The sequence below is a fragment of the Paenibacillus sp. J22P51 genome (assembly GCF_059692215.1).
The window spans coordinates 24,122-44,621 of record NZ_JCAUAZ010000014.1; the positions used below are offsets into that span (position 1 = coordinate 24,122).

The 20,500-nt window shown below is 48.4% G+C and carries 22 protein-coding genes and 2 riboswitches; of the genes, 10 read left to right on the plus strand and 12 right to left on the minus strand.

Annotated elements, in window-relative coordinates; genetic code table 11:
• Positions 1-19 precede the first annotated feature (19 nt).
• The 5 genes from AC58QC_RS23855 to AC58QC_RS23875 all read left to right on the plus strand — a co-directional run bounded on the left by AC58QC_RS23855 (position 20) and on the right by AC58QC_RS23875 (position 5,002).
• The gene (locus AC58QC_RS23855) at positions 20-2,014 is read left to right on the plus strand and encodes a M1 family metallopeptidase (RefSeq protein WP_497417652.1); all 1,995 of its coding nucleotides are present in this window, start codon (positions 20-22) and stop codon (positions 2,012-2,014) included.
• 45 nt (positions 2,015-2,059) lie between these two features.
• Positions 2,060-2,878 (plus strand): hypothetical protein, encoded by an 819-nt coding sequence (locus AC58QC_RS23860; RefSeq protein ID WP_497417537.1) that lies wholly within the window; start codon positions 2,060-2,062, stop codon positions 2,876-2,878.
• Positions 2,879-3,044: 166 nt separating this feature from the next.
• Positions 3,045-3,183: riboswitch (cyclic di-AMP (ydaO/yuaA leader) on the plus strand.
• 3 nt (positions 3,184-3,186) lie between these two features.
• On the plus strand, positions 3,187-3,657 hold the full coding sequence (locus AC58QC_RS23865) for a C40 family peptidase (protein WP_497417538.1): 471 nt from the start codon (positions 3,187-3,189) through the stop codon (positions 3,655-3,657).
• 160 nt (positions 3,658-3,817) lie between these two features.
• Positions 3,818-4,429 carry an MSMEG_1061 family FMN-dependent PPOX-type flavoprotein gene (locus tag AC58QC_RS23870; RefSeq protein WP_497417539.1) on the plus strand — a complete coding sequence of 204 codons (612 nt, stop codon included), beginning with the start codon at positions 3,818-3,820 and terminating at the stop codon, positions 4,427-4,429.
• A gap of 64 nt (positions 4,430-4,493) precedes the next feature.
• Positions 4,494-4,596: riboswitch (guanidine-I (ykkC/yxkD leader) on the plus strand.
• Between the two features lie 85 nt (positions 4,597-4,681).
• Positions 4,682-5,002, plus strand: coding sequence for a DMT family transporter (locus AC58QC_RS23875; protein ID WP_497417540.1), 321 nt, complete (start codon positions 4,682-4,684; stop codon positions 5,000-5,002).
• Between the two features lie 13 nt (positions 5,003-5,015).
• Here the strand turns inward: AC58QC_RS23875 and AC58QC_RS23880 are convergent, their stop codons facing one another.
• From AC58QC_RS23880 to AC58QC_RS23900, 5 genes are all read right to left on the minus strand, one after another.
• A complete protein-coding gene (locus AC58QC_RS23880) occupies positions 5,016-5,465 on the minus strand; it encodes a YdeI/OmpD-associated family protein (protein ID WP_497417541.1) in 450 nt (149 codons plus the stop codon).
• A 39-nt stretch (positions 5,466-5,504) separates the two neighbouring features.
• A complete protein-coding gene (locus tag AC58QC_RS23885; protein ID WP_497417542.1) occupies positions 5,505-6,398 on the minus strand; it encodes a methyltransferase domain-containing protein in 894 nt (297 codons plus the stop codon).
• A 577-nt stretch (positions 6,399-6,975) separates the two neighbouring features.
• Positions 6,976-7,932, minus strand: coding sequence for an ABC transporter permease subunit (locus AC58QC_RS23890; RefSeq protein ID WP_497417543.1), 957 nt, complete (start codon positions 7,930-7,932; stop codon positions 6,976-6,978).
• On the minus strand, positions 7,929-9,005 hold the full coding sequence (locus tag AC58QC_RS23895; RefSeq protein ID WP_497417544.1) for an ABC transporter permease subunit: 1,077 nt from the start codon (positions 9,003-9,005) through the stop codon (positions 7,929-7,931). The genes AC58QC_RS23890 and AC58QC_RS23895 overlap by 4 nt, the downstream gene beginning before the upstream one ends.
• A 156-nt stretch (positions 9,006-9,161) precedes the next feature.
• On the minus strand, positions 9,162-10,877 hold the full coding sequence (locus AC58QC_RS23900; protein WP_497417545.1) for an ABC transporter ATP-binding protein: 1,716 nt from the start codon (positions 10,875-10,877) through the stop codon (positions 9,162-9,164).
• Positions 10,878-11,053: 176 nt separating this feature from the next.
• Between AC58QC_RS23900 and AC58QC_RS23905 the strand changes: the two genes are divergently transcribed.
• Entirely contained in the window at positions 11,054-11,836 is a 783-nt protein-coding gene (locus AC58QC_RS23905) for a lipase family protein (protein WP_497417546.1), read from the plus strand.
• Between the two features lie 53 nt (positions 11,837-11,889).
• Here AC58QC_RS23905 and AC58QC_RS23910 read toward each other — a convergent pair whose 3' ends face one another.
• From AC58QC_RS23910 to cysK, 6 genes are all read right to left on the minus strand, one after another.
• On the minus strand, positions 11,890-12,363 hold the full coding sequence (locus AC58QC_RS23910) for a DinB family protein (RefSeq protein ID WP_497417547.1): 474 nt from the start codon (positions 12,361-12,363) through the stop codon (positions 11,890-11,892).
• A gap of 25 nt (positions 12,364-12,388) precedes the next feature.
• Entirely contained in the window at positions 12,389-12,898 is a 510-nt protein-coding gene (locus AC58QC_RS23915) for a HugZ family pyridoxamine 5'-phosphate oxidase (RefSeq protein WP_497417548.1), read from the minus strand.
• Positions 12,898-13,686, minus strand: a complete 789-nt coding sequence (locus tag AC58QC_RS23920) for an ABC transporter ATP-binding protein (RefSeq protein WP_497417549.1) — start codon at positions 13,684-13,686, stop codon at positions 12,898-12,900. Before AC58QC_RS23920 ends, AC58QC_RS23915 begins: the two co-directional genes overlap by 1 nt.
• Positions 13,679-14,680, minus strand: coding sequence for a FecCD family ABC transporter permease (locus tag AC58QC_RS23925; protein WP_497417550.1), 1,002 nt, complete (start codon positions 14,678-14,680; stop codon positions 13,679-13,681). Before AC58QC_RS23925 ends, AC58QC_RS23920 begins: the two co-directional genes overlap by 8 nt.
• 18 nt (positions 14,681-14,698) lie before the next feature.
• On the minus strand, positions 14,699-15,703 hold the full coding sequence (locus AC58QC_RS23930) for a helical backbone metal receptor (protein ID WP_497417551.1): 1,005 nt from the start codon (positions 15,701-15,703) through the stop codon (positions 14,699-14,701).
• 190 nt (positions 15,704-15,893) lie between these two features.
• Positions 15,894-16,832, minus strand: a complete 939-nt coding sequence (cysK, locus tag AC58QC_RS23935) for a cysteine synthase A (RefSeq protein WP_497417552.1) — start codon at positions 16,830-16,832, stop codon at positions 15,894-15,896.
• Between the two features lie 230 nt (positions 16,833-17,062).
• Between cysK and AC58QC_RS23940 the strand changes: the two genes are divergently transcribed.
• The 4 genes from AC58QC_RS23940 (at position 17,063) to AC58QC_RS23955 (ending at position 19,963) form a co-directional block, all read left to right on the plus strand.
• Positions 17,063-17,725 (plus strand): putative endonuclease domain-containing protein, encoded by a 663-nt coding sequence (locus tag AC58QC_RS23940; protein ID WP_497417553.1) that lies wholly within the window; start codon positions 17,063-17,065, stop codon positions 17,723-17,725.
• A 288-nt stretch (positions 17,726-18,013) separates the two neighbouring features.
• Complete coding sequence (locus AC58QC_RS23945) at positions 18,014-18,175, plus strand: hypothetical protein (protein WP_497417554.1); 162 nt, start codon at positions 18,014-18,016, stop codon at positions 18,173-18,175.
• 243 nt (positions 18,176-18,418) lie between these two features.
• Positions 18,419-19,177: an exodeoxyribonuclease III gene (locus AC58QC_RS23950; protein WP_497417555.1), complete on the plus strand. Its 759-nt coding sequence runs from the start codon at positions 18,419-18,421 to the stop codon at positions 19,175-19,177.
• Positions 19,178-19,306: 129 nt separating this feature from the next.
• A complete protein-coding gene (locus tag AC58QC_RS23955; RefSeq protein ID WP_497417556.1) occupies positions 19,307-19,963 on the plus strand; it encodes a DUF2306 domain-containing protein in 657 nt (218 codons plus the stop codon).
• 68 nt (positions 19,964-20,031) lie between these two features.
• Here AC58QC_RS23955 and AC58QC_RS23960 read toward each other — a convergent pair whose 3' ends face one another.
• Positions 20,032-20,436: a VOC family protein gene (locus AC58QC_RS23960; RefSeq protein ID WP_497417557.1), complete on the minus strand. Its 405-nt coding sequence runs from the start codon at positions 20,434-20,436 to the stop codon at positions 20,032-20,034.
• Positions 20,437-20,500: the final 64 nt, after the last annotated feature.

The window sequence follows — 20,500 nt, forward strand, 5'->3', positions numbered from 1 at the left end:
CGGGGTGAATCTCATGGATATGAATGCTCTATTCAATAGCCGCAAGGTACAGTGGTTTGCTGTCATGCTCCTTGCTGCCGGCGCAGTGTTACTAACGAACACCTTGCTCCCCTCCACACCAAGAGGGACTGTTCCTGTCGTCTCTAAAGAGGTACCTAATGTTAAGACACCGGACATGCAGCCTGCAGATAATGGCAAACCAGTAGAAACCTCAACACCACTTAGTTATCGGATTGCCGAATATCACATGAACGTTGCCTACACACCAGAAACGCAGCAGCTCCAAGGGCAACAAACGCTCACGTGGGAAAATCCAGGATCTGTTCCTGTACAAGAAATTTATCTGCATCTCTATCCGAATGCTTTTGCTTCAAAGAAAACGACGTTTATGCGCGAATCCGGCGGAAAGCTGCGGGAGGATGAAGCGAAGGCCGAAAGCGGCGGAAGCATGGAGCTGTTATCAGTGAAATCAGATACTGGCGATGATCTCACCAAGCGGATGACGTTCGTGCAGCCGGATGACGGCAATAAGGACGACCATACGCTGCTCAAAATCCCTTTGCCTAAACCTGTAGGATCAGGAGAACAAGTAACCATCACAACGGAGTTCCTTGTTAATCTGCCTGCAGCCTTTGCCCGAATGGGGTATGTGGATGATTTCGTTATGGCAGGGCAATGGTTTCCGAAGGTAGCTGCTTACGAACGCAAGGGCACAAGAGGACGTACGGAGCCTGGCTGGGATCTTCATCAGTACCATGGCAATTCCGAGTTCTATGCCGATTTCGGCATGTATGATGTGAAAATTCAGGTACCCGCAAATTACATTGTGGCGGCCACTGGCTTTCCTGTAAAGCCTGCTGTGACGGACAATGGTATGAAGACGTACCAATTCTATGCCGAAGATGTCCATGATTTCGCTTGGTCGGCGTCTCCTCATTTCGTCTATGTGGAAGAGCCCTTCTCCGCCCCACAAGTTCCTGGGGTCAAAATCAAGCTTTATCTCGATCCCAATCATCAAGATTTAAAGGATCGTTACATGTATGCTGCCAAAAAAGCGCTATCGCGCTATAGCCAGTGGTACGGAACGTATCCGTACTCAACGCTTTCCATCGTTGTACCACCACCTGGCGGGAATGGCGCCGGCGGCATGGAATATCCGACCTTGGTCACCGCTTGGGGCGCCAACGACAAAGATCCAGACTTAGAACTGGAACGTGTCGTCGTCCATGAGATCGGTCACCAATTCTTCTACGGGCTTGTCGCCAGCAATGAATTTGAGGAAGCTTGGCTCGATGAAGGCTTCACCTCTTATGCAGAAGATAAAGTCATGGAAGCTGAATATGGCGATGCGCCTAATTTGCCTGTCGAATCCAGCTACGTCACCTCACCAAATGGGCTGCAGAAGGACGCATGGGCCTACACAGGCCATGATCAATATGCGGAAAATGTGTACACACGCGGCAAGCTCGTACTGAAAGCGATTGAGCAGCAGGTCGGCACCAAAGTCATGGATAAAATTATGAAAACCTATTTCCAAAGATGGCAATTCAAGCATCCCTCGACGAAGGATTTCCAACAGGTTGTGGAGGATGTCAGCAAAACGAAATGGGATGATTTCTTCAATCAGTATGTGTACGGCGAGATGATGATGGATTATTCCGTCGCGAGTGTCAACGTTCGGCCTCAGGGCAGTAAGGGATCCGAGACTTACGAAAGCACGGTTCGCATTGTTAAGCATGGCGGCAACTCGCCGGAGGTGCCGATTCTGTTCCATTTTGCAGATGGCACAACGCTTGATAAAACATGGGATGGCAAGGAAGGCAGCATCGAATTCAAATTAACGCATACATCCCCTGTAGACTGGGTGCGAATCGATCCTAAGTACACGCTCATACTCGAAAATAAGCACATCAACAACTTCTATCAAACACATTTAAATACTAAGTGGCAAATTCGGTGGAATCTCGGCATTATTCAACTCCTGCAAGCCATATTCGGCTCAGTAGCCTGGTAAGGACTTGGCTTACTTCTTATGACAAACTCTGAGGAGGGACCCTCGTTGGCCACCTATATCAAATCCGGCTTCAGGGCAGCTATGGCGCAGCCTTTTGCCACCATTATTTTATTCCTATATCAAATGGGTTGGGGTATTCTCCTGTATAAGCTTGTGCAGGGAATACTCATCCCCCTCATGCATCGTTTCCCTGGCGCTGAGCAGCCCAAACAGGCATTGCAGATCTTTCTAGCTGAAGGCCAGTTTCAGTTACTCAAAACAGATCTTAGTTATTCTTATCTATGGTGGTTCGCTGCTCTCTTGTGTGCCCGCATGCTGCTAACCCCCCTCTTAAATGGTGGTGTTTTCTATTCACTAACACACGTTCACCAGAATGCTGGTTACCGTTTCTTTCGCGGGATGAAGCAGCTCTTGCTCCCTTTCCTGCTTGTGTATCTTATCCGGATCGCACTTACCCTGCTTCCACTCATCTGGATATTCCCCAAAGCCACTTATATTCTAGGGCATAGCACTTCCTACGAGCAGGTTGTTCTCAAGCTTCTGCCCTGGATTCTCAGCTTACTGGTCTACGGATTTCTCCTTCAGCTTCTGTTTATGTATGTCCAATTCGCGATCGCAGCCAAGTTAGGTATCACATCGACTGTCATCTCTTTCTTTCGACATTCGCTGCCGATTGTCGGACTTGCCATTACCCTTTTACTCTTTTCAGGACTATTGGCAGGGGTCACGGTCACCGCCACCTACCTGTGGGCAGGTCTAGCAGCGCTAATCATTTACCAGCTGTACCCCCTCTTCCACATTTTCATCCAAATCTGGGGTATTTCCTCCCAATATCAGCTTCTTTCTGCCAAAATATCCAATTAATATCCAGCAAAACAGCGAATAGGCAAACATTCTCCCCTTCTCATTGAGAAAGGGGCTTTTTTTTGTCTTTTTTCCGAACTATTTCACTTATTTTCAGCCTATTTTTCAAACATAAAAGAGGAATTTCATTTTTTATGACGAATAAAAAGGACTAGCATCAAAAACCAAATATTTCATGCCGAATTCCTCAGTTTATGGGGAAACGGGGGAACCACTCCGGGTGAATTGATCTTGCAAGACAGGGATCATAGGGAACCTTCAACCGAACCCTCCAGCTAACCTCGTAGGCACCGGAAGGAGACAAGCAGTTGAAGAAAGTTGTTGGTCTTGTATTTAGTCTTGTTTTGTTTTTGAGTGTTAGTGTAGGAAGCGTTTTCGCAGCATCCGATATGGATAAAGCGGTAGACGAGCTTGTAGGAACTCCTTACAGATGGGCAGGAACGACAACCAAAGGATTCGATTGCTCTGGTTTCACGTCCTACTTGTTCGGCGAGTTCGGCATCGATATTCCACACAGCTCCAAATCACAAAACGGCGAAGGCTACTGGGTTGACAAAAAGGATCTTCGTAAGGGCGATCTTGTATTTTTCAACACGGATGGCAGCGGTATCTCTCATGTAGGGATGTACCTCGGAGACGGTGAATTCGTTCACTCCGCTACGAATCAAGGTGTTGTTAAGAATAAGTTGAGCGAATCCTATTATGCGAAGCGATATGTATCCGCCAGACGAGTTCTGTGGGATGATATCTACAATCAACTAACTGCTGAATCCAAGTAATGTTCTCGGCACAGATTGAAGCCCTGCAAGCTTAGCTCGTAAGAGCGGCTTGCAGGGCTTCATTCATTTGAACGGGTGTATCGGCGTATACTAGAAAGTAAACAAGTTGAGTACACAAAGATTAGTAATAGCCCTGGGCTTTGAGGAAGGATTGGCTGGTATGGACACCACACAAAATAATACAACACCCCCATTTCCCGGTATTATACGATCCATCGACGAGATTAGAGCAGATATTGGGGAGCCGCATCCTGCGGTTCAACATAAGGTTATCAATCAAATCGACGAGCACGCACGTGCATTCATCGCAAAATCGCCTTTATTCTTCTTCTCTACGTCGAATGCGAATGGCTCGAGCGATGTGTCCCCCCGCGGGGATGCTGCAGGATTCGTACGGGTTTTGGATGAACGCCGCTTTATCTTCCCAGAAAGACTTGGCAATCGCCGACTAGACTCGATGCAAAATCTGCTAACCAACCCGGAAGTCGGCCTCCTGTTCATCATTCCAGGTGTTGAGATGGTACTCCGCGTCAATGGTCGCGCTTGGCTGACGAAGGACGAGGAACTGCTGTCGACTATGCAGCTGAACGGGAAGTCACCGATCGCCGCTGTCGGCGTCGAAGTACAAGAATGCTTCGTGCATTGCAGCCGCGCGCTCAAGCTGTCGAAGATTTGGGATCAAGCTACGTGGGTATCCGAGCAGGAACAGCCGGACGGAATGGATATGTTCCGTGCGCATGTCGCGTTGAACGGGATTGCTTTGGAGGAGTAAGGTAAAGAGCAATTATACAAAATGTGTAACTTGACATAATATGTTAGCCAGCCTATAATAACGGCATGTCGTTTTCTAGGGTTCCGCGGTGCGCAAACACCGGCTGGTCCAAGGGAAAACACACAGCGGATACGCTGTGGTCACGGAGGGAGAAAAGCCCGGGAGTCTATCGCAGCAGTGCGATATTCCCGGGCTTTTCTTTGTTTTTTTATGGGACTGGCGACATAATACCTACATGAAGGAGTGTTCATTATGGCATGGTTATATTTAGTCATTGCAGGTGTGTTTGAGGTGGCATGGGCCATCTCGCTGAAATTTTCCAACGGATTTACACGGCTCGTTCCCACTGTTATCACAATTCTCGGGATGATCGTTAGCTTTTATTTCTTAGCCTCGGCCACGAAAACCTTGCCCATCGGAACGGCTTATGCCGCTTGGACAGGAATCGGCGCCGTCGGTGCGATTATCATTGGCACACTTTTCCTCAACGAGCCGATCAGCTTACTGCGTATCCTGTTTATGGTCTTGATTTTGGTCGGTGTGCTTGGACTGAAATTCACATCCGGGCACTAGAGCGTGTCGACTATTAGACCCCACTCATCCGCGTGACAACATTGGCAATCCGGCGGAGGCGCGTCTCTTGTGTTTTCGCGTCCTCGACCTGTCGGACGAATTCTTTGCGCTTGGAGAAAGCGAGTGCTTCAAATCGCTGGGCTGCACCTTCTACTTCGGACAAAGCGGATTGAAGATCGGCTGGGACCTCCATCGTCCGAGGTGCAAGATCCAGCGCCAATGTGACCTCAACAGGGTCATCGGCCTTCAAGCCGGAGGCTTGTCTATGGGCTTCGCTAAGCGGGATCAGATATTCCCCTCCCATCACAGCGATTGTTGTCCGATACGTGTAACCGTTAAGGGTGACGGAAACGCTTGGCTTTTTTCCTCCTGCTAACGTGGTCATAACCTCTTCGGGGATGGAGATCCCGGTAGCATTCTTATTGTGGGCTTTCATAATGGTCGTATGGAACGTTACACTCATGGTAAATGCCTCCTACGGAAGGGTGAAGGTTGGTATGGATTATTTGATTGTATAGCTCACGTACCAGAAGCTGCCCCCCACGAATATCCGCAAATGTTGCGATAGCGGCCGAAAGATCTCATTCAGCTCTTCATAGGTAAAATAGTTCTTGAGAATTTCATGCTTGGAGCCGTCGGCTAGCTCGCGTCTTTTGTAGGTGTCTTCACTATCCGCATGGGTGATTAGCTCGCCGCCTCTTCCAGGTACATACACGTTATCCGCGATAAAAACCTGCGCACCGCTGCCCAACCGTTCGTGGAAGCCTTGTAAAAAGCTGTCGATCCGATTGCGTGGAATATGCGAGAACCAGAAATTCGCCAGCCCGTAATCAAACTCCCCTTGTATCTCGGAGAGCTCATACGCATCGCCTTCTCTAAAGGCAGCATTCCCCTTCGGCCATGGCTTCGACTCTGCAATGCGCAGTACCTCTGGTCGTATGTCTATCCCTACAAGCTGCGTCGCTGTTTCAGCAGCAATTTGTGTCCAATAGCCAGTGCCGCAGGCGATCTCCAGCACTCGGCGCCCCTCCACCTGCTTCTTAATAATATCGGACAGAAAGGCCAGTTCTTGCCTAAACTCCGCATCCTCGCGGTGATAAATCCGTTCATACTCCTCTGCTCGTGCACCGTAGTAGGCTTGCATGCTCAGCTTTTCCTGGTCCAAATGCGCCTGCTTCTCCTTCACTTCGTGAAGGATTCGGTGTCTCGCCGACAGCAAATCCGCAAAAATCGCTCCGCCTTGCGCAGCGTAATTCGCTAGCAGTCCCTGTGTCGCCATGACGATCAGCTGTGTCATCGACAAGCCCGTGTCTTCTGCCATCCGTTCTAGATCCGATTTCACTTTCTCAGGCAAATAAACCGAGAGTCTCTTCGTTTTGTCTTGTTTGTCTTCCATGTTTAGGTGCCTCCTTTTTTGATATTTTAACATATAATATGTACCATGTTAACAATTATTATGTTATATAAAATGGTTGCAGGTGTGCGCGCCTAACCCCGTCCCCCATTCAAACACCAATCTACCTAAACAGCATCAGCAGTCAACCGGCGTATTATTATGCGTAATCTACTAACCACCTTTCTCGCAAGTCGCCTCCACCGCGCTCTACACTGGATAAATACAGTAGAATCCCGTATTCGACCTCCAAAAATCAGCTTTGATTGGAGAAATCCACTCAAATATTTGAATTGAGCCCCAAATAGCTCGATTTCGGTGGTGTCTACTGTATAAATCCAATTAAACAGCCATTTCATCTCCCTAAATTAAAATTACACTGGATAAATCCAATGGGGAGGGGGTGGGGGTGGGGGTGGGGGTGGGGGTGGGGGTGGAGTTGGGATTGGGTTGGAGATTACTCAGTGAAGAAGGTGTCTAACCCCTTCAGCCGTTACAACTAACTATGGCGCAGCGCCAGCCAGCCACCCACCTCAACAAAAAAGCCGAGCCCCACCCTTCGGATGGACGCTCGACCCTATTACATCAGCTGCCGTTCCTCGCCATAGCGACGTTTGAGCTGATTCAAGAAAAATTGCAGTGAGAGGAACAACGCAGCAAAGCTTGTTCCCGCGCTGAGAATAATCCACGGGTGCAGACGAATATAGCGTGCGCCGTAGGCGATCAGTGACAGCCATTCACCGGAGGTGCTGATGGTGATTTGGAAACCGGCTTCCTCGTCGCCGATTGTTTCCGTACCACCGAGCACGATATTGAATACGGCAAGCTGCCCGAGCAGGAAAAGCACCTGCATGAACTCGCTTAAGAAAATGAACATCATTTCATTTCTCATCGAGGGGAAAATATGCCGGAGTGTTCGGTGCCAGAACGAACCGCCCATGAGGCGGGACGCTTCGATAAACATTTTGCCACTATAATAGCGTGTCCGATCTGAAACCTGATGTGCTAACGGGAACAATCCAATCACGGTAATTAAGATGATGAAGGTGATACTGAACAACAATTTGTTGTGCGGGTCCGCTTTGGCACCGAGATCGAGCCTTAGCCCGTAATACATCCCCGCTAGCGGCGGATAAAGGAAAATAAATGCTGGCACCGCCGCAACCGCCCACTGTAAGGATCGGAGAAGGCCTCGGCCTCGGCCCGTCATCCCGCTCCACAATCCCCAAGGCAATGCCACGGCAAAACGGAGCAGGGTCAGCGCAAGTGCTGTGCCAAGCGTGTATTTTAACCCATTTAATAATAAGCTGAGCATATCGAAGCCCCGATGATCCGTTCCCAGCAGGAAAGTGCTATTCGGTGCATAAGGCGGGATTGCGTATCTTGTTTTACCGTCCTCTTGGTATTGGATCATGTTGATTTTGTCCTCTGGCGTAATGCCATGCGGCTTCAACCAGGACCCGAACACCATCACAATCAAGAAGAGTGCCAGGATAGCTATGGATACATAAAAAGCGGTAGAAGAACGTTTCCTCACGGTCTAGCCACCTCCTCTGCACGTACCACAAACCGCTTCCGCAGCAGCGCATACAGGATATGAAAGGCCATGGCAACCAAACCAAGCACCACACAGATCGCAGACATGGAAGTAATCCCCTGATAGATTGGCAAAATGATGAAGCCTCCCAAGCCCCCTATGCCGCAAATGGCCTCCGCGACCGCCATGCTGGCTAAGGCTAATGTCGTAGCTCGAGGCAAAATAGCCAACACATCCTCCATCACATTCCGGAGCACATGCGAAAAGAGCACCTCGCGTCGCGTCAATCCTTTGGCCAGTGCGGTTACAACGTAATCCTGCCCCAGCTCACGTGCAATGGCGACACGAAGTGTCCCATATATCGTCACCGACGGGATCAACGCAATGGTAAGGAAGGGAATGAGGAATGGCGTTCTGTCACCAACTTGAACGACTAGCAGTACATAGTGCCCCAGAAGTCTAGTGGCATAAATCGCACCCAATTGAATAAGCACAATCAAGAAAAAGTCCGGCAAACCGACAAGCAATGCATGAATGCCATCCAGAATGGCACCAATTCGCCTCGCTATCGAAGCCCATAACGCAAATAGCATACTGAGTAAGATCGCAAGCAGTAAGCCAGGTATGAAGTAGGTGCAGGTTTTTAACAGCATTTTAGGAATCGCTTGCGTCATCGCAACTTCTTTACGTGTATAGGGATCTCGGTATTTGCCAAAATCGCCATGTAAGAAGCCTTTCAGCTGGTCTTTGACGGTGTAGCCATAATAACGCCACGAAATGATAGGCTTATCTAGCGGAACAACCGATGATCTCAGCACACCTTTAATCGTCATAGCTGTGCCTTGGTATTCCCAGAACTTGCCGTAGGGGACCTCTAGCAGACCGCTTTTCTCATTCAAAATCTTACTGCCAGGCAGCATCTCACTTAGCTTCTGAATGCTAATGCTGGCATTGACTGTCACTTTGATCTGATCGGGCTGGACGGACAGGAACATCTGCCTAATATTACTTAATAAGAAAATACCGATCAGCGTGATCGCTCCCAGCAATAGCCAACGTCCTATTGACTTCAATCCGTGCCACCTCATTCATTATTTACCTTGGGTAAAATAGATTTCGTATTGGCTAAGTTTAACATGAAGGTTTTGGCGGGACTAGTCTATTCTGTTGAAAAAGAAAAAGCCTCCACCTCCCTGATCAAAAACCGGGAGGTGAAAGCATCCATAACCTTAAGAGCTAAACTGCGCTTGATGCAAGCGGCTGTACACACCACCGACTGCGATGAGTTCCTCGTGCGCGCCTTGCTCGGTGATTCCTTCTTCCGTCACAACGACGATACGGTCCGCGTTCTTGATCGTCGCGAGTCGATGTGCAATGACGAGTGTCGTGCGGCCCTTCGACAGCTCCGCCAAGGACATCTGGATCGCAGCTTCGGTCTCGGTATCCAGCGCCGATGTCGCCTCATCCAGGATGAGAATCGGCGGATTCTTCAAGAACATGCGCGCGATCGCGAGGCGCTGCTTCTGCCCGCCGGAGAGCTTGACGCCGCGCTCTCCGATCACTGTATCCAGTCCCTTCGGTTGGGACTGGATATACCCCTGCAGCTGCGCGCGCCGCGCAGCGTCCCAGATCTCCTCATCCGTCGCGCCTAGCTTGCCGTACGCAATGTTCTCCCGCATCGTGCCGGAGAACAGGAAGACATCCTGCTGCACGATGCCGATTTGGCGGCGCAGCGATTCCAGCTCGATATTGCGGATATCGAGGCCGTCAATGGCGATGCTGCCTTCGCTCACATCGTAGAATCGAGGCAGCAGGGAGCAGATGGTCGTTTTGCCTGCGCCTGAAGGACCGACGAAAGCGACCGTTTCACCAGCCTTAATCGATAGGTTGATATTATTCAAAACACGGGCTTCGTCCCCATAACCGAAGGACACGCCGTTGAATTTGATTTGGCCATCCAGGTGGTCTACCTTGATCGCATTCGGGTGATTGGCAACCTCCGGCTCCGTGTCGATGACCTCTACATAGCGTTTGAAGCCAGCAATCCCCTTCGGATAGCTTTCAATGACGTTATTGATTTTCTGAATCGGACCTAAGAATACATTCGTTAATAGTACAAAAGCAATGAACTCGCCATAGGAAATTTGCTTATCAATCACAAACCACGTGCCGCAGATAAGAACGAATACCGTAACGGAACGCATCAAAATGTAGCTTAGAGAGATGTTCCACGCCATGATTTTGTAGGACGCAAGCTTCGTCAATCGAAATCGGCCATTGTTCACCTCGAACAATTTCTTCTCATGAGATTCGTTCGCGAACGCTTGTACCACACGAATACCGCCGATGTTATCTTCGACTCGCGCGTTAATATCGGCTAGATCGCCCATCATGCGACGGAACGTCTTCGTCATTTTCTGATTAAAATACACCGCAATCCATAACAGGAACGGCACAATGACGAACGTTAGCAACGCAAGCTTCACATTAATTTGCAGCATAAGTAAAAGTGCGCCAATGAGCGTCATCACAGCAATAAACAGATCCTCTGGACCATGATGCGCAACCTCGCCGATTTCAAGTAAATCATTCGCCATGCGCGACATCAACTGCCCCGTTTTGTTATTGTCATAGAATCGAAAGCTCAGCTTCTGCAGATGGTTGAACATTTTCTTCCGCATATCTGTTTCAATGTTAATCCCCAGCATATGTCCCCAATACGTCACAACAAAGTTCAGCAGTGTATTCAGCGCATAGACGCCCAACAATCCTACGCACGCCCATATAATCCAAGCCCAATTCCCTGCAGGAAGCAATTTATCGATAACCTGATTGACGGCCAGCGGGAACCCTAGCTCCAGCAATCCAGCCACCACCGCACAAGTAAAATCCAATATAAATAACTGCTTATAGGGCCGATAGTACGAAAAAAACCTTCTCAACATGTGTCTATTCCACCTTTCGCATAATTGACAACCAACATTGCTTCGCGCATGTAATGGTTGCAACATTTGCCTATTATACCTGAAATCCCACACAAATAGGCAGCTGCCGGAGGACATGTATCCAATATTTTCATATAAATAGGTATATCATATCCTGGCTGTGGAGGCATGGAATCATGTTCAGCAACTCTATGGATACGCGAACTGCCATTCGCCTCGCTGCGATGTGCGGCCAAAGCTATACGCAACTGGAACAGGGGACGGAAGGCATTATTTTGCCTGCTACTTATCGAATTGTTACTCCCTTCACGGCAATATCCGTGCTAAGCGGGCGGGAACCATTCGGATTTATTGCGGAATCTGACAATCAGATTGTCATTGTATTTCGAGGGACTTCCACTACCTCAGATTGGATCTCCGACGCCATTGCTAGACAAACCGAATTCCCTTATGCCAAGCAAGGCGGCCTTGCGCACCAAGGGTTTCTAGATATCTATCAGTCTGCGCGTAAGCAAATTATCACTGCCATGAACAAGTTATCTGCTCACAAGCAGCTCTACCTCACGGGGCATAGCTTGGGTGGTGCACTCGCGACATTATGCGCCTCTGATCTGGCAACGAACACTAAATTCAAAGATCCCGCTGTCTATACCTACGGTTCACCTCGCGTGGGGAATACGACCTTCGCCAATCAATATAACCGTAAAACGGGCCCCCACTACCGCATCTACAATCGCAATGATATGGTCCCTAAGCTTCCACCGCTCGTTTATACCTCTCCGCTCACTGGTGATCTCTATCACTATATTCATGTAAAAAAGGGTGTTGAGCTCGACTTTCCAACCGGCTCGTTTGCTGGTAACCATGCGGTTAGTGGTTATTTCAATGAGCTCGCGAAGCTGGATCCGAAATACGCCAAGCTCATCTGTGCCAAAACGCCCGGCTTCTGCCCGAACTGAAAGAGACTATGGAGATGGCCCCATAGTCTCTTTTTTGCGGTTATAGCAGCTTCTTAGTGCGCCGTATTCTCTTGAACAGCGAAATGCTTTTGAATCAACGAAATTTGCCCTGAATGAATGCCTGTGTGATACATCAATCTTCCCACTGCTTCTAGTGGTGTTGATGGTCCCATCGGCGATTCTACAGATACGGTCCATGCCTCTTCAGGCAGGGCGCGCATCGCTTCAATCAGATAGTTGTTCGAAGCTGTCAGATCATCGACTAATTCCTGCAGGTTCGTAAATGAAGGTTTTACCTTCGGGCCGTTAGGACCGCCTGCTGTATAAAGTTTAATGCCTTCTGGAATTTTCACGCCGAAAAACCAATTCGCAAACATATATTCAACCTCAGCATTATGACGAAGCATGTAACCGATCGAAGCTGAACCCAATTCGAGGGTCAGATCAGCTTCTGGGAGCTTTTGAACTGTTTTATGAAAACGACCTTGAATCGCGTTCCATATCGGTAATACCGTTTCAAAACTCATGAATAAGCACTCCTTCGGGCTCGTATTAGGATGATTTCGCTGGTTGGTGACCGTCTCTGGCTACGTGTTCAAACTTCGTTGCTGCCAAATCGATATCGAATGCTTGACCGAAGCCAGCTACATAGCGGCCTTCCGTCGTCGAAAGCTCGAACAAAGAGAAGTCAAGCGTTTTCAAAACATTAATCATTTGCTTACCAAAACGCTCACCGAACAGCTCGAAAATATCTTCTTTATCTTCATTTCCAATATTAGCGGCTGTACATACGAAACGTGCACGTTGTCTTGCAAACAGGTTCTCTGTGGAAGCTTCATCTTCTATTAACATTACATCAACCGAAGGGTTTTTCTCCATATAACGGTAATGGTGTGCGATTCGACTAATGAAGATGTAAAGCTTACCATCCTTCTTTACAAATGGCGCATAGGATGTGAATGGTTTACCTTTATCATCTACCGTGCTTAGCATTAACGTTTTTAAGCCTTCGGAGAATTTCAAATACTGCAGCTTGCTGATTTCTAGATCCAATTGTTTCATTAGGACACACCCCTGCTTTTCTTTAGAATATGTATGCGGGGACCCGCACCATGCGCGCCATATTGAATGTCGGTTTCCACCTCGTAGACATGTCGGAGCAGATCGCTCGTTAGCACATCTTGCGGTTTGCCGTATTGAAAACGTTGTCCATTTTTCAGCACACAAATGTTGTCGCTATACGCGCTAGCATGATTCAAATCATGCAGAACCATGACCACGGTAAGGTTAAGCTCACGATTTAACTTACGGACTAGCTCCAACACATCTAGTTGATGAGCGATGTCCAGATACGTCGTTGGCTCATCGAGCAGTAATACTTTGGGACGCTGTGCCAACGCCATGGCGATCCAAGCTCGCTGTGCTTCGCCACCGGATAAGGAGTTTACAAGGCGATCCTTGTAAGTAAGCATTCCCGTTTGCTCGAGTGCCCAGTTAATGATGTCGTAATCTTCCCCATTAAAGCGTTCAAACCACTTCTTATGCGGCATCCGTCCATAGCCAACAAGCTCCTCTATGGTCATGTCCGCAGGACTTGTGTTGGATTGACATAGCATGCACATGATCCGTGATACTTGCTTCGTACTAAGTGATTGCAGCTCTTGCTGCGCAATGCAGACGCGACCGCTTTCACAGGGTATGAGCCTAGAAACGCCTTTGAGAATGGTCGACTTCCCGGAACCGTTGGGTCCGATTATCGATACGACTTCCCCTTCCTTGACATCCAGCGAGAAGTCATCCACAATCATTTTCTCTCCATATCGAATCGTTAAGGACTGTACATCAAGCACGGGCTGCTTCCCCCTTTCGCATCAGATACAGGAAATAAGGACCACCAATCATCGCCATCACAATACCAGAGGGTATTTCTAAAGGAGCAAATACGGTGCGTCCGAGCGTATCTGCAATCAACAGTACGAGCGCTCCGAGTACAACACTCAGTGGAAGCATACCGCGATAATCGGAACCGATCAGCATGCGTGCGATATGCGGGACGACGAGTCCTACGAACCCGACAAGCCCAACCGTGGATACTGATATTGCAGCTAGATAAACAGCGATGAAAGAAAGTGTGAAACGGATGCGTGTCAGGTTCTGGCCGAGGTTATGCGCCGCCTGTTCGCCTAAACGCAAGATATTCGCTTGGCGAATGCACAGAAGTGCCGCTATCCAACCAACGATAGAATAAGGCAAAATCGTCGTTACGCCAGCCATTCCTTTACCGGATAAGCTGCCATTCAGCCATTGAAGTGCCGTCGGAAGCTTGTCGCTATATAAAATAGAGAGCAGCCCGATGACACCGCCGAAGACGGCATTAACGGCAACGCCGGATAGAATGACCCTGATTGGTGCAAAGCCACTTCTTTTGCTCCACGCCCATACATAGACCATGATGGCCGCTAAGGAGCCTCCAATTATGGCAGCTAAGGGTACTAACGAGAAATAGGTGGGAAAAGCCAGCAAAATGAGCAATACAGCCACGGCTGCACCACTCGAAACGCCAGTTAATCCAGGATCTGCAAGCGGATTGAGCAGAACCGCCTGGAGTAAGGCACCGGAGGCCGCTAGGTTAGCCCCGATCACTAAGGCTAGAACAACTCTGGGGATACGAATATCCCACAGAATTGTTTGATTAGAACCACTGCCATGACCAAATACAGTAAGAAGGGTATCCATTGGTGAAATACGGACACTGCCTAGGCCGATGGATAGCAATGTGCCTACGAGAAGCAGAACACATGCAATCCCAATATACGTGACTTTTCTTTTCTGCTTCTCGACCACGAATGCATTCCCCCGTGTTTATTTATACAAAACTTGCGCTAAATCTTTGAAAGCTGCAGGTGCATTAACGATAGATGCGATACCGAAAAGATTGTAATCCAGTGGTTTAAATTTGCCGTTCTTGAACGCGTTCAATTTCTCCCAAGAGCCGTTCTTTTTCAAATCCTCTTCTAATTTCTTCGATACAGCCGCAGGATCACCATGTGCTACTAGCAAAATGACATCTGGATTGGCAGCAACGATACTTTCCATATTCAACGGCACATACGCTTCTTTCAGCTTAAGAACGTCGGAGACCACGTTTGAAGCTCCTAGTTGTTTCACCAAGCTGCCTGTGAACGTGTTCTCGTTCATGAACATCAAGGATTCAGCAGATCCGAAGAGGATAAGTACCTTCGGTGCTGCTTTACCTTTGCCTAGCTCACGCGCTGCTGTTTCTTCCGTTGTTGTTTTCTCAAGAAGTGCGGTTGCTTTCGCTTCTTGCTTGAATAATCTACCCAATACAACTGTAGAAAGCTTCAGCTCTTCTAAGGAATCCACTGGAATGTAAGCAGATGGCAGCTTCGCAGGTTGGAACTTCTTCTCCAAACTATCTTTAATCGACGCTGGTGAAACAATCACATCAGGCGTTAGCTTAGCAATTTGCTCCAAATCAGGTGCATGTGAACTACCGATTTTCGTCACATTCGCATACGCTGCCGGCATCTTGCTTGTCGTAGTTGGTACGCCAACTGGCATGACGCCAAGCTCATTGAGAATTTCAGAGATACCCACGGAGACGGTAATAACTTTAGCAGGGTTTGGCGTTTTGAACTGCGCGAGAAGCTCCGTCGCTTTGGCTTCATCAATTGCAACCTTTGGTACCGCAGTTGGAGCCGGCGTTACGGCAGGTGTTGCAGCTGCCTTCGCTGGAGCACTTGCTGCTGGTGTTGCAGCTGGTTTGGTTGTGGTCCCTTGGCCGCATGCGACTGTCAACGAGAGTAAAAGTACGGCCATACCTATTTTTACGGATGCCTGTTTCATGATTATTGAATCCTCCTATGTAATTGATAATGATTTTCATTATTAGTATAGTGATAATGATAATTGTTTTCAATAAGAATTTTTATGTCGTAATTTTGCGTGGCGAATTTCGTTAAATTTCGGCATGAAAAAAACCGTGAAAGGTGCGACTTCGCTACCCTTCACGGTCTATTTGGTTTCGTTAGCATTCCTATTCGAGCTCTGCATAAAGCGCCGATGACAAATATCGCTCACCGGTATCCGGCAGGATGACGACGATCGTCTTCCCTTTATTCTCAGGCCGTTTCGCCAATTGGACTGCTGCAAAAGCAGCAGCGCCAGATGAAATGCCGACGAGAAGCCCTTCGCTTTTGGCCAATTGGCGTGCCGTCTCCATCGCCTCTTCATTGCTAACGGCGAGGATTTCATCCACAACAGCCCGGTTGAAATTATCTGGCACAAAACCAGCGCCGATCCCTTGAATCTGGTGTACACCACGTGTACCACCTGACAATACGGGAGAACCGGCAGGTTCTACGGCAACAATTTGAACATCGGAATGTCGCTGCTTCAAGATCTCTCCTACACCAGTAATGGTGCCCCCTGAACCTACGCCAGCCACGAAAATATCAACCTTCCCGCCCGTATCTCGCCAAATTTCTTCTGCTGTTGTTGTGCGATGGATCTCGGGGTTCGCTGGATTGCTGAACTGCTGCGGGATATACGAGTTAGGCAGCTCAGCAGCTAACACTTTAGCTTTGCGAATCGCACCTTGCATGCCTTCGGCAGCTGGCGTAAGTACAAGCTCTGCGCCAAGCGCCCTTACAATTTTGCGGCGCTCCTCACTAAAGGAATCCGGTAGAATGATGATTAACCGATAACCCAACGCAGCAGCCGCAAAGGCAAGACCAATGCCTGTATTCCCACTCGTCGGCTCTATGATGACGGTATCTTGATTAATCTTCCCTCTGCGCTTGGCATCCTTCAGCATGGCATAGCCAATGCGATCCTTCACGCTGCCTGCTGGGTTGAAATACTCCAGCTTCGCGACGATTCGCGCTTCAAGCTCTTGCCGTTTATTGAAATTCCAGAGCTCAAGCAGCGGTGTATTGCCGATGAGCTCTGTTAAATTATTATATATTTTAGGCATGGGGGAACCCTCGCTTTCACGGGCATGGAATTAATCCTATACGTTTAGTTGGATAAATAAAGTATAGCACCTGTTTCGAGGGAAATTAAATCAATAATCCTGATGAAAGAGTATGGTATTTTCTTATATTGGGCGATTTGTTATACTATGCTCAGAGACGAGGAACGTCCTTTTGCCAATTTGGCGAGAGGGCGTTTTTTCATTTTAGTTGGAGAGGGAGGTTGGATCTTTTGGATTTCGAACTCGCACATGAAGCTTATATGGAGAAGCATACAGCACTTCGCAAAGGTGAAAGAAAGGGGCGTCTCCTGCGGGGACATAACCATGCGGAAAAGCTATTTCTTCAAAATGTCTGGTATCCATTGTTTCAGCATTTTGACCACTTGCATCCCGAGTATGAAATTTACGATTGGAATCGCAAATCGCAGTTTATTGATTTTGCTTATTTGACTCCTTTTGGTCGTTTCGGGATTGAATGTGATGGTTATCAAAGTCATGTGAAGGACATGGATCGTGAGAAGTTTAGCTATGCGCTGAATCGCGAAACATTTTTAACCGGCATGGGTTGGAAAATGATTCATTTCTCCTTCGATGATATTCAGCATCGCCCTGATGTTTGTCGGATGCTGCTGCATATGGTAATCGGCCCACGTATGATTCGCCAAGAAGCGACGAGCTTCACTGTGCTATTGGAGAAAGAAGTGCTCAGATTGGCATGGCAGTTGGGCAGTCGAGTGAGGCCAAAAGATGTCATCGACCAGTTCGATGTCGATTTCCGGACTGCGCGGAAGAGGCTTCAGTCAATGGTAGACAAGGGCTATTTGACTCCGGTTGTTCGAGGGGCGGATGTTCGTTATTACGAGCTCAAGAATGTTTCGTTGGATCATTTGTGAGGTAGACCGAGAGCCCACCCCCATTTCCCGGGCCGTCCTAGCTCAGCCTAGCCCACTTCCCTGACTAGACCCGGCCCCATTGGATTAATACAGTTAAATTCCATAATTGATGGCGGGAATTGTTGTTTGATTGGATTTATCCAGTAGATACCTCCAAAAACGAGCTGTTTTCGGCCTATTTTGAAAAATTGAATGGATTTGTCCAATTAAAGTCGATTTTCAGCCATCGAACACGGAAATCTACTGGATTTATCCAGTGAACGGATTGGCGTGAGGGGAGGAGTGGTGGTGTGGGTTGGTGTGCTGGATTGGCGTGAGGGGGAGTGGTGGTGTGGATTGATTGGTGTGCTGGATTGGCGTGTGAGGGGGAGTGATGGTGTGGATTGGTGTGCTGGATTGGCGTGTGAGGGGGAGTGGTGGTGTGGATTGGTGTGCTGGATTGGCGTGTGAGGGGGAGTGGTGGTGTGGATTGGTGTGCTGGATTGGCGTGAGGGGAGGAGTGGTGGTGTGGGTTGGTGTGCTGGATTGGCGTGTGAGGGGGAGTGGTGGTGTGGATTGGTGTGGTGGTGTTTTGGGGAAGTAATAGCGAGCCCTAGTCGGATTCATCAAAAGAAGAAGATCTATAGGACGAACATATGGTACACTGATTTTTAGTTCATAAAAATCATAAGCTAAAAGCAAGGAGAAACACTGATGAAACTGGTATCTTGGAATGTGAATGGCTTGAGAGCCTGCGTGAATAAAGGGTTTACGGATTATTTCAAAGAGGTGGATGCTGATTTGTTTTGCTTGCAGGAAACGAAGCTGCAGGAGGGTCAAATCGACCTCGACCTCGGCGAGGGATATCAGCAATATTGGAACTATGCGGAGAAAAAAGGGTATTCCGGCACGGCCGTTTTCTCGAAAGTGGAGCCACTTTCTGTCCGTTACGGTATGGAGGAAGACTCCGAGCCTGAGGGCCGCATCCTGACCTTGGAATTCGAGAATTTCTATCTCGTAACGGTATATACACCAAATGCGAAGCGTGATTTATCCAGACTGCCCTATCGGTTAGAGTGGGAGGATCGCTTTCGCGACTATTTAGTCGGATTAGATACGCTGAAGCCTGTCTTGGTTTGCGGTGATTTGAATGTCGCCCATAACGAGATCGACTTGAAAAATGCCAAAGGCAACCACAACAACTCCGGCTTCACCCTCGAAGAGCGTGGCAAAATGACCGATTTGCTGGCAGCAGGCTTTATCGATACGTTCCGACACCTGTATCCAGAGCGAACGGATATGTATTCGTGGTGGTCCAATATGCCAGGCGTTCGCGCTCGGAATGTGGGCTGGCGGATTGACTACTTCCTCGCGTCAGAGCGACTAGCTCCTAAGATTACCGAGGCATCGATTGCTTGCGATATCCTGGGGAGTGATCATTGTCCGGTGGTTTTGGAGCTGGATTTAGCCTAGAGAGCATGGCTGAGCCCAATCCCCGACTTAAGGAGGAGCGCCTGCTACGACCACGGTCGCTTCTGGAAATAACTACCTAAGTGGTAAGATCGAATCATATAGAATTCGATGAGCTGTGAGGGATGCAAAGTGAAAAGAAACCGAAGAAGAAGACGGAGTTGGGTATTTGGCATTTTGGCTTTTCTGGCCGTTGGGATCGCGGCTTATGCCTTATTCTTCTATGGGAATCCAGACGGCATAAGGGATCTAGGGTTTGTAACCGATAAGGGCAGCATGCCTGATCTGTGGTATCCCGTGCTGTGGACCCATGCGGTTTCTGCTGGAGTTGCGTTGGGAATCGGTTGGTTGCAATTTATCAAGGGGATTCGCCTTCGCACCCCGAACATTCACCGTGCAATTGGTTATGTGTACGCGGCAATGATTACGGCTGCAGGTGTGACAGGGCTATACCTAGCATTCTTTGCAAGTGGCGGCTTAAGTGCACAGATTGGTTTCGGGACACTATCACTCATGTGGTTGTACACGCTTTACCTCAGCTTAAAAAGTATGATCAGCGATCGCAATCCGCTCGCGCACGGTCAATGGATGCTAAGAAATTACGCACTAACCTGTGCGGCAATCTCCTTGCGCGTCATGACGCCTTTAGCGGGTGTGTTTTGGGGGCTTACGGATACAAATGATACGTTCGGTGTCATTGCTTGGCTCTGCTGGCTGCCGAATTTACTCATCGCGGAGATGATCATTCGCAGTGGGATTCGCAGAATTTCAAACCCTTTGAATGCTTAAGTTAGCCTACTTGCCATTAACCCCCTTCGATTTGGAAAGGGGTTATTACCTCTTTCTCCTCTTGTATACTAAGGTGATTTTGGATCGATCGCGAAAAGTGAATGTATATTCCCATCTGGATCAGCAAAGAAGGCAGTTACGTGTCCCCAAGACTTTGCTTTTGGCTCCATAATCGCCGCAGCCCCTTTGGAGACGTATTCCTGATAAAGCGCGCTCACTTCTTCCGGTGAGTCACATTGAAAATTGAACTCAAAAGCCTGCCCTTTGCGTGTTTCCAGAAACGAAGGATGATCATTCGTATTATCAGCCATAAGGGGAGTCGAGCAAATCGAAAGACGGACGCCGCTATTTTCAAATTCGACATACGCCGCTTCTTCCACCACGATTCGAAAGCCAAGCACATCACGATAAAAACGAGCTAGCCTTGCCACATCATTCGATAACATCGTGATGCCTTCTAATTGGATTCTCATCTTGCGATCCCACCTTTGTTCATTTATTGTTAAATAATACCACACAGAATAGATGGGATCAAAC

Excerpts from the sequence above, each read along its gene's own strand:
- AC58QC_RS23885 (WP_497417542.1), bottom strand. The coding sequence starts at position 6,398 with ATGGAAGACAAACAAGACAAAACGAAGAGACTCTCGGTTTATTTGCCT.
- AC58QC_RS23950 (WP_497417555.1), top strand. The coding sequence starts at position 18,419 with ATGAAACTGGTATCTTGGAATGTGAATGGCTTGAGAGCCTGCGTGAAT.
- AC58QC_RS23855 (WP_497417652.1), top strand. The coding sequence starts at position 20 with ATGAATGCTCTATTCAATAGCCGCAAGGTACAGTGGTTTGCTGTCATG.
- AC58QC_RS23960 (WP_497417557.1), bottom strand. The coding sequence starts at position 20,436 with ATGAGAATCCAATTAGAAGGCATCACGATGTTATCGAATGATGTGGCA.
- AC58QC_RS23875 (WP_497417540.1), top strand. The coding sequence starts at position 4,682 with ATGGCATGGTTATATTTAGTCATTGCAGGTGTGTTTGAGGTGGCATGG.
- AC58QC_RS23870 (WP_497417539.1), top strand. The coding sequence starts at position 3,818 with ATGGACACCACACAAAATAATACAACACCCCCATTTCCCGGTATTATA.
- AC58QC_RS23930 (WP_497417551.1), bottom strand. The coding sequence starts at position 15,703 with ATGAAACAGGCATCCGTAAAAATAGGTATGGCCGTACTTTTACTCTCG.
- cysK (WP_497417552.1), bottom strand. The coding sequence starts at position 16,832 with ATGCCTAAAATATATAATAATTTAACAGAGCTCATCGGCAATACACCG.
- AC58QC_RS23905 (WP_497417546.1), top strand. The coding sequence starts at position 11,054 with ATGTTCAGCAACTCTATGGATACGCGAACTGCCATTCGCCTCGCTGCG.
- AC58QC_RS23910 (WP_497417547.1), bottom strand. The coding sequence starts at position 12,363 with ATGAGTTTTGAAACGGTATTACCGATATGGAACGCGATTCAAGGTCGT.
- AC58QC_RS23880 (WP_497417541.1), bottom strand. The coding sequence starts at position 5,465 with ATGAGTGTAACGTTCCATACGACCATTATGAAAGCCCACAATAAGAAT.
- AC58QC_RS23915 (WP_497417548.1), bottom strand. The coding sequence starts at position 12,898 with ATGAAACAATTGGATCTAGAAATCAGCAAGCTGCAGTATTTGAAATTC.
- AC58QC_RS23900 (WP_497417545.1), bottom strand. The coding sequence starts at position 10,877 with ATGTTGAGAAGGTTTTTTTCGTACTATCGGCCCTATAAGCAGTTATTT.